Origin of the sequence: Sulfitobacter sp. 15WGC (genome assembly GCF_005068605.1) — a bacterium.
GTDB classification, from domain to species: Bacteria; Pseudomonadota; Alphaproteobacteria; order Rhodobacterales; family Rhodobacteraceae; genus Sulfitobacter; species Sulfitobacter faviae.
Window position 1 is genome coordinate 177588 of record NZ_SZNL01000002.1, and the last position, 13332, is coordinate 190919.

At 63.7% G+C, this 13332-nt stretch carries 9 protein-coding genes and 2 pseudogenes; 2 read left to right on the forward strand and 9 right to left on the reverse strand.

Annotated elements, in window-relative coordinates:
• Position 1: 1 nt before the first annotated feature.
• Positions 2–1402 (reverse strand): UDP-N-acetylmuramoyl-L-alanine--D-glutamate ligase, encoded by a 1401-nt coding sequence (gene murD / locus FCK22_RS02405; protein WP_067261779.1) that lies wholly within the window; start codon positions 1400–1402, stop codon positions 2–4.
• 74 nt (positions 1403–1476) lie between these two features.
• On the opposite strand from murD, the gene FCK22_RS02410 reads away from it, so the two are divergent.
• A complete protein-coding gene (locus FCK22_RS02410) occupies positions 1477–2403 on the forward strand; it encodes a glutaminase (protein WP_067261778.1) in 927 nt (308 codons plus the stop codon).
• A gap of 4 nt (positions 2404–2407) precedes the next feature.
• Here the strand turns inward: FCK22_RS02410 and mraY are convergent.
• From mraY to mraZ, 7 genes and pseudogenes are all read right to left on the reverse strand, one after another.
• Positions 2408–3491 (reverse strand): annotated as a pseudogene (gene mraY / locus FCK22_RS02415) (phospho-N-acetylmuramoyl-pentapeptide-transferase).
• 39 nt (positions 3492–3530) lie between these two features.
• Entirely contained in the window at positions 3531–4964 is a 1434-nt protein-coding gene (gene murF, locus FCK22_RS02420; protein WP_067261774.1) for a UDP-N-acetylmuramoyl-tripeptide--D-alanyl-D-alanine ligase, read from the reverse strand.
• On the reverse strand, positions 4961–6442 hold the full coding sequence (locus FCK22_RS02425; RefSeq protein ID WP_067261772.1) for a UDP-N-acetylmuramoyl-L-alanyl-D-glutamate--2,6-diaminopimelate ligase: 1482 nt from the start codon (positions 6440–6442) through the stop codon (positions 4961–4963). The genes murF and FCK22_RS02425 overlap by 4 nt, the downstream gene beginning before the upstream one ends.
• Before the next feature lie 12 nt (positions 6443–6454).
• The gene (locus FCK22_RS02430) at positions 6455–8242 is read right to left on the reverse strand and encodes a penicillin-binding protein 2 (RefSeq protein WP_067261770.1); all 1788 of its coding nucleotides are present in this window, start codon (positions 8240–8242) and stop codon (positions 6455–6457) included.
• Complete coding sequence (locus FCK22_RS02435) at positions 8239–8613, reverse strand: cell division protein FtsL (RefSeq protein ID WP_067261787.1); 375 nt, start codon at positions 8611–8613, stop codon at positions 8239–8241. Before FCK22_RS02435 ends, FCK22_RS02430 begins: the two co-directional genes overlap by 4 nt.
• Before the next feature lie 3 nt (positions 8614–8616).
• Positions 8617–9600 carry a 16S rRNA (cytosine(1402)-N(4))-methyltransferase RsmH gene (gene rsmH, locus FCK22_RS02440; RefSeq protein ID WP_067261769.1) on the reverse strand — a complete coding sequence of 328 codons (984 nt, stop codon included), beginning with the start codon at positions 9598–9600 and terminating at the stop codon, positions 8617–8619.
• A gap of 4 nt (positions 9601–9604) precedes the next feature.
• Positions 9605–10096: a division/cell wall cluster transcriptional repressor MraZ gene (gene mraZ, locus FCK22_RS02445; protein WP_082851962.1), complete on the reverse strand. Its 492-nt coding sequence runs from the start codon at positions 10094–10096 to the stop codon at positions 9605–9607.
• A 777-nt stretch (positions 10097–10873) separates the two neighbouring features.
• Here mraZ and FCK22_RS02450 point away from each other — a divergent pair.
• The gene (locus FCK22_RS02450; RefSeq protein WP_067261766.1) at positions 10874–11641 is read left to right on the forward strand and encodes a hypothetical protein; all 768 of its coding nucleotides are present in this window, start codon (positions 10874–10876) and stop codon (positions 11639–11641) included.
• Positions 11642–11659: 18 nt separating this feature from the next.
• On the opposite strand, the pseudogene FCK22_RS02455 reads toward FCK22_RS02450, so the two are convergent.
• A pseudogene (locus FCK22_RS02455) lies at positions 11660–12723 on the reverse strand (Mrp/NBP35 family ATP-binding protein).
• Between the last annotated feature and the right edge of the window lie 609 nt (positions 12724–13332).

Genomic DNA, 13332 nt, shown 5'->3' on the forward strand with positions numbered 1-13332 from the left:
CCTACTCCGCCAGCACCTTCTGCACCTGCGCCACGAAATCCTCACCGCGGCGCTCAAAACTGTCGTATTGATCGAAACTCGCCGCCGCCGGGGCCAGCAGGACGACATCGCCCTCTTCGGCCTCTGCCGCCGCCCGCGCCACGGCCTGTTCCATCGTGCCGCAGACTTCGGTCTCTGCGGTGAGTTGCATGGCGAAATGCGCGGCTTCGCGCCCGATCACATAGGCTTTGCGGACCGATCCTTGCGCCTCTGCCAGCCCTTTTAGACCGCCTTCTTTCTCAAGCCCGCCGCAGATCCAGCGGATGTTCTTGAACGCCGCCAGTGCCTTGGCCGCGCTGTCGACATTGGTGGCCTTGCTGTCATTGACGTAGCGGACGCCATGCGCCTCGGCCACGGTCTGGCTGCGATGCGGCAGGCCACCGAAGCTGTGAAACGCCGCCTCGATCACCCGCGGGGCAAGGCCAAGCGCGCGGCAGGCGGCATAGGCGGCGCAGGCGTTCTGGTGGTTATGCGCGCCCGGCAACCCTTGGATGCCGCGCAGGTCGATCGCGCCGACCTGTTTGCCGCGACGATATTCGCTCAAGAACCCCTTGCGGGCAAAGACATGCCAGCCGGGACCGGAAAGCTTGGTCTCGGCGCTAATGCGGATCACACGGTCGTCGCTCGGCCCCTCGCTGAGTTGCCCGGCAAGGAAGCGGCCCTCGGCCTCATCCACGCCGATCACCGCGCGGTCCGGGCCACCTTCGGCAAAGAGGCGACGCTTCGCGGCATAGTAGCCCCCCATCCCCGCATGGCGGTCCAGATGGTCGGGGCTGAGATTGGTGAAAACCGCCACATCCGGCGTCAGCGCGCGCGCCAGTTCGGTCTGGTAGCTGCTAAGCTCCAGCACCACGACCTCCCCATCCACGGCGGGATCGAGGTCCAGCACCCCGCGCCCGATGTTGCCCGCCAGTTGGCAAGGCCGCCCGACATGCTCAAGGATGTGGTGAATAAGCGCCGAAGTCGTCGATTTCCCGTTCGAGCCGGTCACCGCCACCACCCGCGGGGCCACGTCGTAGTGATCCCATGCCAGCGTGGCGAAGCTTTGGAAAAAGAGGCCGATGTCATTGTCCACCGGCACCCCTGCGGCAAGCGCCGATGCCACCACCGGGTTCGGCGCGGGGTAGAGATGCGGGATGCCGGGGCTGACGATCAGCCGGGCGATCTTGTCCAAAGCGCCGGGGGCATTGAGATCGACACAGGCGAAGCCTTCCCGCTCGGCCCGCGCCCGTGCGGCGGGATTGTCGTCCCAGCAGCTGACCTTGGCCCCGCCCGCTTGCAACGCGCGCGCTGCACTCAGGCCCGAGCGGCCCAATCCCAGCACCGCCACGCGTGCGCCTTCCAAGCCCTGTACTGGAATCATCTGCAATCCCCTGCTACCCGTTGACCCCAGAATGGGGGCATGATGCGCCCATCACAAGCCAGAGGCCGCCGAAGATGTCCAGCCCCGCCAAACCTGACCTTGACGATGTGTTGCCGCGCCTCAATGCCATGATGCGCGAGGATGACCACTGGGGCGATGTGGCGGCCTATATTCCGCAACTGGCCAAGGTGGACCCGGCGCAATTCGGCATCGCCGTGGTGACGGCGGATGGCAAATGCCATGTGGCGGGCGACACGCAGGTGCCCTTTTCGGTCCAGTCCATCACCAAGGTCTTTACGCTGGCCATCGCCCTTGGCCGCTCGGGCGACCAACTGTGGCACCGCGTGGGGCGGGAGCCTTCGGGCCGGGCTTTTAACTCCATCGTGCAGTTGGAGCAGGAACAGGGCCGGCCGCGCAATCCCTTCATCAACGCAGGTGCGATCGTCACCACGGACGAAGTCTTGGGCAACCGCGAGCCGCGCGAGGCGCTGGCCGAGATCCTGCGTTTCGTGCGCGAAGCGGCGGGGACGGATGACATCCACATCAATGACACGGTCGCCGCCTCAGAGACCGATTTTGGCCACCGCAACTTTGCGCTGGCGCATTTTCTGGCGAGCTACGGGAACCTCATCAACGCGCCGGAACGGACGCTTGGCACCTATTTCCACCATTGCGCGATGGAGATGACGGTGGAGCAACTGGCCATGGCGGGCCGTTTCTTGATCGAAGCGCCGGACGTTCCGCGCTTGGTGGCCCCCAGCCGCATCCGACGGCTCAACGCGCTGATGCTGACCTGCGGGCATTACGACGGATCGGGCGATTTCGCCTATCGCGTGGGCCTGCCGGGCAAGTCCGGTGTGGGCGGCGGCATCCTCGCCATCGTGCCGGGGCGGGCCAGCATCGCGGTCTGGTCGCCGGGGCTCAACCGCTATGGCAACAGCCAAAAGGGCACCGAAGCACTGGCCCTTCTGGCGCGTCACATGGATTGGTCGATCTTTTAAGGGCTTAGCGCACCTTCAGCGTCGCCAGACCCAGCAGGGCGAGGATCAGTGAGATGATCCAGAAACGGATCACGATCTGCGGCTCGGCCCAGCCCTTTTTCTCGTAGTGGTGGTGGATCGGTGCCATCAGGAAGACCCGCTTGCCGGTGCGCTTGAAGTAGAGCACCTGCACGATGACCGAGAGCGCCTCGACCACGAAGAGCCCGCCGACGACCGCCAGCACCAATTCGTGCTTGGTGGCCACGGCGATGGCGCCCAAGGCCCCGCCAAGCGCCAGCGAGCCGGTGTCGCCCATGAAGACGGCGGCGGGCGGCGCGTTGTACCACAGGAACCCGAGGCCGCCACCGAAGAGACCGGCGGTAAAGATCAGGATTTCGCCCGTGCCCGGAACATAATGCACGTCAAGATAATCGGTGAAGTCGACGCGGCCCACGGCATAGGCGATGACGCCAAGCGCTCCGGCGGCGATCATCACCGGCATGATGGCCAGACCATCAAGCCCGTCGGTCAGGTTTACCGCATTGGCCGAGCCGACGATCACGATGATGGCGAAGGGCACGAAGAGCACCCCGAGGTTGATCAGCGTGTCTTTGAACACCGGCAGCGCCATTTGGTACTGCAACTCTGCCGGATGGTATTGCGCGGCCCAATAGCCCGCGATGCCCGCGATCAGAAAGCCTAGCAAAAGCCGCAGCTTGCCCGGCACGCCATCGGTGTTTTGCTTGCTGACCTTGGCGTGGTCGTCGGCATAGCCGATGGCGGCGAAACTCATGGTGACGAAAAGCACCAGCCAGACGAAAGGATTGTCGAGCCGCGCCCAAAGCAGGGTCGAGGTCAGCAAAGCCCCCACGATCAGCAGCCCGCCCATGGTGGGCGTGCCCGCCTTGGCGAAATGCCCCTCTGGGCCGTCATCGCGGATCGGCTGGCCCTTGCCCTGCCGCTTGCGCAGCACTTCGATCAGCGGTTTGCCGAAGATAAAGCCGAACACCAATGCCGTCAGAAACGCCCCGCCCGCGCGGAAGGTGATATAGCGAAACAGGTTAAAAAAAATCGCCGCCATCCGACAGCAGCGTCAACCAATAGAGCATATATCGCGTCCTAACTCATCATGTGGGGTGAATCGCCGATCAGGCGGTCGGGACCGGATGGCCCATTTTGCGGATGGCGTCAACAATACCGCCCAGCTTCATCGAAAGCGACCCTTTGATCAGCACGACATCGCCGGAATCAAGCCTTGCGCGGAGTCCTTGCAACATCTCTTCGGCGGTTTCCGTCCAATCGCCGCGCTGATGTTCGGGCAGATTGTCGTAAAAGGCTTTCATCAACGGGCCGACGCAATGCACCACGTCGAGCGCGCGGGTAGCATCCAGATCGGCGAGACCGGCATGCAGCGCCACAGCCTCGGGGCCGAGTTCTTTCATATCGCCGACAAAGGCAATCCGCCGCCCCTTGCTGACGCGCCCGATGTCATGGGTGACTTCCGAGGCGGCCAACACCTCAAGCGCCGCGGCCATGGAGGTTGGGTTGGCGTTATAGCTGTCGTCGATCAATTCCAGCGCCAGATAGGTGTCTATGGGGTCGAGCTGGATGCGCTCACGCACCCCGCGCCCGGCATAGGGCAACCAGCGGCCCAGCGATTGCACGGCCAGCGCCCGATCCGCGCCAAGCGCCTCGGCCACTGCCAGCGCGCCAAGCGCGTTCATCGCGAAATGCCGCCCCGGCGTGGCGATCTTGAAGATCAGCGGCGCGCCTTCGACCTCGGCCTGGGCCACGGTGGCATCGCCCTGAACCTTGACCTCGCCCAGCTTGTAGTGATGGCCTGCCTGACCAAAGGTCGTCTCGCGCAGGCCGCGCTCCAGCGCTTTGGCCAAGACGATTTCGCTATGCGCGTGGTCCGCGTTGATCACCGCCACGCCGCCCGGCTCCATCCCGTCGAAGATGCTGGCTTTTTCCACCGCAATGGCGGCGACATCCTTGAAGGCTTCGAGGTGGACGGCGGCGACATTCGTCACCATCGCCGCATCAGGCCGCGCCTGTTGGGCAAGGGGGGCAATCTCTCCGGGGTGGTTCATGCCGATCTCGATCACCGCGTAATCGGTATCGCGCGGCATCCGCGCCAAAGTCAGCGGCACGCCCCAATGGTTGTTATAGCTGTCGACGCTGGCATGGGCCCGGCCTTGATCGCCAAAGATCGCCAGCAGCATCTCCTTGGTCGAGGTCTTGCCGACGCTGCCGGTCACCGCCGCCACCTTGGCCTGCGGGCCGAGGCGGGCGCGCCCTGCCCGGCCAAGCGCTTCGAGCGCCTGCTGCACATCCTCAACGATCAGCAGCGGCGCATCCGCGGCCACGCCTTCGGGGGCATGGGTCACGAGCGCGGCAGCGGCCCCTTTGTCGAGCGCTTGGGCCACGAATTCATGCCCGTCCCGCGCGGCCTTGAGTGCGACGAAGAGATCGCCGGGCTGCAAGGTCCGTGTGTCGATCGACACCCCGTTGCAAACCCAATCGCCCTGCGCCTGCCCGCCCGTGGCCTCTGCCGCTTCGCTCCCTGTCCAAAGGCTCATGCCAATCTCCCGTCCAGTGCCGCCACGGCCACGCTGGCCTGTTCCACATCGTCGAAAGGCAGCACGTCGTCGCCCACGGTCTGCCCGGTCTCATGCCCCTTGCCCGCGATGAGCAGCGCGTCGCCCGGCTCCAGCGCGTCCACACCGCGCAGGATGGCTTCGGCCCGGTCGCCGACTTCCCAAGCCTCGGGTGCGCCGCCCAGCACGGCGGCACGGATGCTCGCCGGGTCTTCGCTGCGCGGGTTGTCGTCGGTGACGATGACCATATCCGCATGTTGCGCCGCCGCCTGCCCCATCAAGGGCCGTTTGGCCCGGTCCCTATCGCCGCCCGCGCCGACGATGGCGACAAGCCTGCCCATGACATGCGGGCGCATGGCGGCGAGCGCCGTGGCCACCGCATCGGGCGTATGGGCGTAATCGACAAAAACCGCCGCGCCATTGTCGCGGGTGGCGGCAAGCTGCATCCGGCCCCGCACGGTGGTGAGATGCGGCAGCGTGTCGAAGACCTCTTGCGGGTCGGCACCGCAGGCGATGACGAGCCCTGCGGCCAGCAAAACGTTATCGCCCTGAAAACCGCCGATCAGATTGAGCCGCTTTTGATAGGTCTTGCCGCGCCAGCTAAATCGCAGGTCTTGACCCGTGGCATCGAACCGCTGGCCTTGCAGGTGCAGATCGCCCCCGTCGCGGCCTACGGTGATCACCTGACAGCCCCGCGCGCGGGCGATGGCCGCGATGTCGACGCCTTTTTCATCGTCGATATTGACCACCGCCGTGCCGTCTTCGGGCAGGACACGGGCGAAAAGCGCGGCTTTGGCGGCGAAATAGGCCTCGAATGTCTCGTGATAGTCCAGATGGTCTTGGGTAAAGTTGGTAAAGCCCGCCGCCTTGAGCGTCACCCCATCCAGCCGCCGCTGGTCGAGCCCGTGGCTCGACGCTTCCATCGCGGCATGGGTGATGCCATTCGCCGCCGCCTCGGCCAGTGTGCGGTGCAGGGTGATCGGCTCGGGCGTGGTATGGGCCAAGGGGGCGGCCCATGCGCCCTCTACCCCGGTGGTGCCGAGGTTTACGGCAGGCAATCCCATCTCAACCCAAATCTGGCGCACGAAGGTCGAGACCGAGGTTTTCCCATTGGTGCCGGTGACCGCGATCATCGTGGCGGGCTGGCCGCCGAACCAAAGCGCGGCCGTGCGCGCCAGCGCCTCCCGCGGGAGGTCGGAGACCACCAGCGCGGCATCCGAGCCCGCCAATTCCTCGGCGGCGAGTTTGGCGCCCGCCGCATCGGTCAGCACCGCCGCCGCACCCATGCGCAGGGCGTATTGAATGAATTCTGCCCCATGCACACGGCTGCCGGGCAGAGCCGCGAAAAGCGTGCCTTCGCGCACCTCACGGCTGTCGACCGCGATGCCGGTGATCATAGGGTTGGCCCCCGCCCGCGCGGTCAGCCCGAGAGAGGAAAGGGGTACGGCCCGGTCGGTCATAGAGATGTCTTTTCAGTTGCTGCTGGTCAGCGTTAGCACAGCGTCGTTCACCGGTTCAACAGCGGGGCGCAGCCCCAGCAAAGGCGCGATGCGGCGCACCATCTCGGCGGCTACGGGCACGGCGGTCCACCCCGCCGTGCGGCGCGGTTTCGGGCCCGAAGTCTCAACCGGTTCGTCCAGCGTGACGATCAGCACATATTTCGGATCGTTGATCGGGAAGATGCTGGCGAAAGTGTTGATCACCTTGTCGTCGTAATAGCCGCCCGTGGGCTTGGGCTTGTCGGCGGTGCCTGTCTTGCCCGCGATCTGATAGCCCGGCACCTCGGCGAAGCTGGCCGTGCCATCGGTCACCACCTTGCGCAGCATCATCCGCGCCTGCGCGGCGGTCTCTTCGGACATGACGCGGGGGCCGAGTTGGGGGGCGGATTGCTTCAGCAACGTGGGTTTTACCGCGCGCCCGCCATTGGCGATGGCGGCATAGCCCGCGGCAAGGTGCATCGGCGTGCTCGACAGCCCGTGGCCGTAGGAGATCGTCACGCTCGACAATTCGGTCCAACGGCTCGGCAAGAGCGGCTTGCCGCCCGAGGCTTCGACGATCTCAAAGGGGGTCGGCTCAAAGAAACCGAGGCTTTTGAGGAACTCCTGCTGCCGTTCGATGCCGATTTCCAGCGCCATCCGGCCCGTGCCCCGGTTCGAGGAATGCACGATGATGTCGGCGACGCTCAGCTTGCCGTAGTTCTTGTTGCGGAATTCACCGATGCGGAAGCCGCCAACCTTCATCGGGCCGGAGGTGTCGATGATCGTGTCGGCGTTAAACAGCCCCAGTTCCACCGCCTGTGCCGCTGCGAAAATCTTGAAGGTCGAGCCCAGTTCATAGACCCCCTGCACCGCGCGGTTGAACAGCGGGCTGTCGGAGGCATCGCCTTGGGTCAAAGGCCGGGGCCGGTTGTTGGGGTCGAAGTCCGGCAGCGAGGCGACCGAGATCACCTCGCCCGTGTGCACATCCATCAGAATGCTGGTCGCGCCCTTGGCGTTCATCAGCTTCATGCCGCCATAAAGCACCCGCTCCGCCGCGGCCTGCACGGTGAGGTCGAGCGACAGCTCTAGGGGTTTGTTGCCATTGGCCGGGTCGCGCAGATAGTCGTCGAAATACTTCTCGGCCCCCGCCACGCCGATCACCTCCGCGGCATGGACGCCTTCCTTGCCATAGCTCGCCCCACCCAGCACATGGGCTGCAAGCGAGCCGTTGGGGTAAAGACGCATGTCGCGCGGCGCGAACAATAGCCCCGGATCGCCGATATCATGCACGGCCTGCATCTGTTCGGGGCTGATTTTCTTCTTGATCCACAGGAACTTGCGCTTGCCCGTGAAATCTTTGATCAGGCGCTCTTCTTTCAGGTCGGGAAAGATTTTGACCAGCTTTTTCGCGGCCATCTCCGGGTCGATCATGTGGCGCGGCTGCGCATAGAGCGCGTGGGTCTCGAAATTGGTGGCCAGAAGGTTGCCGTTCCGGTCCGTGATATCCGCACGCGAGGCCGAGATCACGGCCCCCGGCGCATGGCCGCGCGGCTCAGACGGTTCCGACATCGCCAGCAGCCCCATGCGTCCGCCGATCACGGTGAAGGCACAAAGGAAACAGACACCCAGCACCAGAAGCCGCCCTTCGGCGCGCATCCGCGCCTTGTCACGCATCTGCTCATGGCGGATGCGCTTGTTCTCACGTTCGATCGCATCGGGGTTTTCCCCCTTCTCGCGGGCCTCGAGGATGCGGGCCAGCGGGCGCAGCGGGGTGCGGATCATTCAACCTTCTCCTCGGAAAGACCGTTCAGCGCCTCGTAATTCATGGTCGAGACATCCACAGGATCGGTGATCGGCAGCAAGGGCTGGGGCGGATAGGCGACTTGATCGACCTGGCCGAACTGGCCGGGATGCAGCGGCAACAGGCCCAGACGGTCAAAATTCAGATCCGCCAGATCGCGCAGCCGGGCCGGGCGGTTTTGAAAGGCCCATTCGGCACGCAGCACGGCCAAACGGGCATGGGCCGCGCGGATATTGGCATGCAGCCTGTCGGCATCGCTCAGCGCCTGCTGGGTCGCGTAATTCTCGCGGTAAGCCCAGAAGGCCAATCCAACCACGGCAATGGTGGTGAGGATATACATCACCGTGCGCATCACTCAGATCCCCCTGACCATCGGCATGCCGATGGTTTTCGCGTCAATCTCACCACTGGGCGCATCGGTGCGCGTGGCGACCCGCAGCTTGGCCGACCGGCTGCGCGGGTTCTCTTCCAATTCCTGCGCGTCAGGGCCAATCGCCTTGCGGGATTTCAGCGTGAACTGCGGCGGTGCCTGCTCAAGCGCGGGGGCGAAACGGTTGGCATTGCCCCCGGCCCCGGCACGCGCGGTGAGGAAGCGTTTGACCATGCGGTCCTCGACTGAATGAAAGGTCACCACCGCCAGCTTCCCGCCCGGCTTCAACGCCCGCTCGGCGGCCATAAGCCCCTGAAAGAGCTCGCCATATTCATTGTTCACCGCAATCCGCAGCGCTTGGAAACTGCGGGTTGCCGGATGGCTCTGGCCGGGCTTAGCGCGCGGCAGGCAGCCTTCGACCAGCTTTGCCAATTCCAACGTGGTGGTGATCGGCGCGTCTTCGCGGGCGCGGACAATCGCCTTGGCGATCCGGCGCGAGGCGCGTTCTTCGCCATATTGAAAGAGGATATTGGCGATTACCTCTTCCTCGGCCTCGTTGACCAAATCGGCAGCCGAGGGGCCATCTTGGCTCATCCGCATGTCGAGCGGGCCATCTTTCATGAAGGAAAAGCCACGCTCCGCCTGATCGAGCTGCATGGAGGAAACGCCGAGGTCCAGCACCACGCCATCGAGGTCTTGGGCATATTCATCCATGCGCGAGAAGACGCCCTGTTGCATGGTGATCCGATCGCCATAGTCCCCGGCCCATGCCGCCGCCATCTCAAAGGCCAGCGGATCGCGGTCGACAGCCACCACACGCGCGGCTCCGGCCTCAAGCAAGCCGCGGGTGTAGCCGCCCGCGCCAAAGGTGCCATCCAACCAAACCCCCTCTACGGGCGCCACGGCAGATAGGATCGGGCGCAGCAGAACGGGGGTGTGAGGGGCGGAAGGGTCAGAGGCAGCAACCATTCCCTCAGATCTCCATATCACCATCAAGGAACGAGAGCGGATCGACATCGTCGGGCAGTTCCTGCTGCCACGCCTCTTCCTCGGTCTCATAGGTTTCGGGCTTCCAGATCTGGAAGGTGTCACCGGCGGCGATAAAGAACGCCTCGCCGTTGAGTTCGATCTTGTTGCGCAGCTTGGCGGGCAGCACCAAACGGCCCGTCTCATCTACCGTCGTGGGGAAAGACTGGCCGTGGAACAGACGCTGAAGCGCCTTGCGCTGCATGGAGCCCCGCGGCATGCGGTCGATCTTGGCGTCAACCTCTTCGATGGCCTCCATGGTGTAGCACTCAAGGTAGTTGCGGCGGTGATCGCCATAGACGATGACCAGTTCGGGATTGTCGCCGTTCTTCCAGTTCGGGTCGCCAGCCTCCAACACACGCCGAAAAGAGGCTGGGATAGACACCCGCCCCTTCGTATCGACCTTGTGGTGGCTTTCGCCTCTGAACCTGCGGCTCACTTGTTGTCCCTGCCTCTTGCGCCTTTGCGCTTAAACTCGTTATCCGCCTCAATCCCCTGCCCCGGAAATGGAAACGGCGGGTTGATCTGCTGCCACTGATCAACCCGCCGCCCACGTCCCGCAGCTTGGCGGGGGAAGTCCGACTGCGCGCGCCACCTGGGGGGATGTCTGCTCGCTCGCGCGCCGGATCTCTTTGGTCTGATGAAAGCGAGGTGCCTGTATGAAACCTGCTAGGTTTTGATTTATTTTGGGGTCGTTTGCTGCCCCGTGTCCCGTTCTCATCCGATGCATTAGGGATGCCATGGGAATTGATGGGCGTCTAGATATTTTTTGGATTTCCGCCCAATATTTTGTTTTGCACAGGCTGTGAGAACAACATCTGGTATAACTTTTCGCGCGCAGCATGGCTTAATTTGGGATCGTTTAAGTCTGAAACACTATATCTTGTTAACGAATTAGGACCTGCACAATATCCCACAGTTTCCCACTAAAATTTGCTCACATAGTTATCCACAGGACGTGTTCGTTGCCTGTTCTGCAGAATGCGTCCAGGGCGTTCGAATTGCACGCCAGTTCCCGTGGCTGCGAATCGGGTAACACCCCCAATGGCGCAAGGGGCGCCCATGATTTCCCAGACTTCCCATGCATTCCCGCGACTTTTCCCATGACCTCCCAGCGACCCATGCTTTCCCAACCGCACCGCCCCTCCTGACAGCGGTATCTTGTCCTTTCGGCCCACGCACGGCATGTAATGGCGCGAAACGGAGGGAGTGCATCATGATCAAGGCCACGGCTCTATTCACCCACGCGCTGAACATGCTGTTTCACGCGCCCTCGACCACGCTGCGGGTGATCCTGCCTGCGGTGCTCTGGGTGATGGGGGCCGCCGCCGCCGCGGGCCTGCTGGCGGGGGATGCGCTTGGGGCCATGGATCAGGTGATCGAGAACGCCGCCCCGCCGCCTGCGGGCCAACTTCTGATCCTGATCGCCTGCGGGCTGGCGGGCATTCTTGGCTATGCGCTGATGGCCATCCTCTGGCACCGCTATGTCTTGCTTGATCACGACAGGAGCGCCCTGCGCCCGGGCATGGGGCTGTTCTGGGCCTATGTCTGGCGGGCCATCGTTCTGGGCTTCGTGCAGTTTCTCGCGGCCATTCCCATCGGCCTTGCCATGCTACTTCTGGGCGGGCTGACCGGGTCGAGCCCGGCGGCACTGCTGTTGATCGGACTGGTGGCGGGGGTGGCCTTCCTTTGGCTGGCGCTGCGGCTCAGCCTCGTGCTGCCCGCCGCCGCTCTGGGCCACGTCATGTCGGTCCGCGACAGCTGGCGCGCGACCGAGCCTTTGGCCGGCACACTTTGGGCGCTGGCCGTATTGCTGGCGGTGGTGAACACGCTACTCGGCGTGATCGCCAGCATGTTGCTGCCCGCCGACCCGGGCCTGCGGCTGATGCTGGATTCCCTGCTCTATCTTATAGAGGGGCTGGTTTTCGTCTCGATGCTGACCACACTTTACGGCCACCTGATCGAAGGGCGCGAGCTGGGCTAACCGCCCGCGCCACCCTCATCAGGCCATGCCACCCTCGACCAAGCCCTTTGCGAGCCGGGCATAGGCATCGGCCATCGGCCCCTCGCCCGCGGCGACCGGTGTGCCGCTGTCCCCGGCCAAACGGGTATCGAGATCAATCGGCAGGCTGCCCAAAAGCGGCACGCCCACCTTCTCGGCCTCCGCCGCCACACCGCCTTGGCCGAAGATCTCATGCTGAGAGCCACAATCGGGGCAGACGAATGTCGACATATTCTCGATCAATCCTAGCACCGGGGTTTTCAACGTGGCGAACATGTCGAGCGCCTTGCGCGCGTCGATCAAGGCCACGTCCTGCGGGGTGCTGACCACGATGGCGCCCGAAAGCTCGGACTTGGTGCAGAGCGTCAGTTGCACATCGCCGGTGCCGGGTGGCAGATCGACGAGCAGCACGTCCAGCTCACCCCATTCCACCTGCCCGAGCATCTGCTGCAGCGCGCCCATCAGCATCGGCCCACGCCAGACCACGGCCTTACCCTCTTCCAACATAAAGCCGATCGACATCATGGTCACGCCATGGGCCTGCAAGGGAATGATCGTCTTACCATCGGGGCTCGCGGGGCGCTTGTTGACCCCCATCATGCGCGGCTGGCTGGGCCCATAGATATCGGCATCCAGAAGCCCCACCTTGCGCCCGGCCCGCGCAAGCGCCACGGCGAGGTTGGAACTGACGGTGGATTTGCCCACACCGCCCTTACCCGAGCCGATGGCAGGATGCGCTTCACGCCGCTGGGTTTCATCGGCCCGCCTTGCGGTTTGGGATGCCCGCCGACCTTGAGACTGGGCGCTTTCGGTGCGGGGCCATGCGCGGTCAGCGCGACCGACACATCACCCACCCCCGGCAGATCGCGAACCACCTGCTCTGCCGCGTCGCGCAACGGTGCCATCTGCCGCGCCACATCGGCATTGGGCGCTTCGATGACGAATCGCACCTTATCGCCTTCGACCACCAGCGCGCGGACCAGATCATGGGACAGCAGGCTCTTGCCGTCGGGCAGTTGCACCCGCGCCAGCGCCGCTTCGACTTCTGCTTTGGTCACAGACATGCGCAAATTCTCCTCTATTACGGCTTCTGAAATGGCAGGTTCTGCGCCAAGCGCAAGGGGACGGCCCTTTTTGCATAGGGAAGAGGCGCAATGCCCAAGGATTACGCAGGGGTACCATGTTTTTGCCGCATAGCAGCATTGCAAAAAGAAATATTGTGCACGCGCAGCAATTAGCGCTAACTTAGGTTCATAGGCAGGGCCAAGCGCCTCGCTTTCGGAAAGACCAGACACATTCTTCCTCCTCCCGAATGTGTCTGATTTTACCAAGACTTGGATGCATCCATTCCTCCTCCCGGATGCAGGCAAGTTTGGAAAGACCAGACGCGTCCATCCTCCTCCCGGATGTGTCTGTTATTGGCGGCGACATCTACCTCCTCCCAGATGTCGTCGCCCCCTTTCCCCCCTCCCCATACCTTTCCCCCCTCCCCATATATGACAGTTTTATGACCCTGCGCCCTTTTGCCGCGCGGGCAAAACCGTTTTTTTATCAACAACTTGCGCCACTCAGAACCTATGCGCTTTCTGCATAGCGGCATTGACTTTATGCCCGTTGTGCAAATGCAGAAAGGGCGTAAATAGCAGGCAACGAGATGATCCACAGATGAAAAA

What these genes read in the sequence shown, in the direction of transcription:
- murD (WP_067261779.1), bottom strand. Translation starts at nt 1,402, where the DNA reads ATGATTCCAGTACAGGGCTTGGAAGGCGCACGCGTGGCGGTGCTGGGA.
- FCK22_RS02410 (WP_067261778.1), top strand. Translation starts at nt 1,477, where the DNA reads ATGTCCAGCCCCGCCAAACCTGACCTTGACGATGTGTTGCCGCGCCTC.
- murF (WP_067261774.1), bottom strand. Translation starts at nt 4,964, where the DNA reads ATGAGCCTTTGGACAGGGAGCGAAGCGGCAGAGGCCACGGGCGGGCAG.
- FCK22_RS02425 (WP_067261772.1), bottom strand. Translation starts at nt 6,442, where the DNA reads ATGACCGACCGGGCCGTACCCCTTTCCTCTCTCGGGCTGACCGCGCGG.
- FCK22_RS02430 (WP_067261770.1), bottom strand. Translation starts at nt 8,242, where the DNA reads ATGATCCGCACCCCGCTGCGCCCGCTGGCCCGCATCCTCGAGGCCCGC.
- FCK22_RS02435 (WP_067261787.1), bottom strand. Translation starts at nt 8,613, where the DNA reads ATGCGCACGGTGATGTATATCCTCACCACCATTGCCGTGGTTGGATTG.
- rsmH (WP_067261769.1), bottom strand. Translation starts at nt 9,600, where the DNA reads ATGGTTGCTGCCTCTGACCCTTCCGCCCCTCACACCCCCGTTCTGCTG.
- FCK22_RS02450 (WP_067261766.1), top strand. Translation starts at nt 10,874, where the DNA reads ATGATCAAGGCCACGGCTCTATTCACCCACGCGCTGAACATGCTGTTT.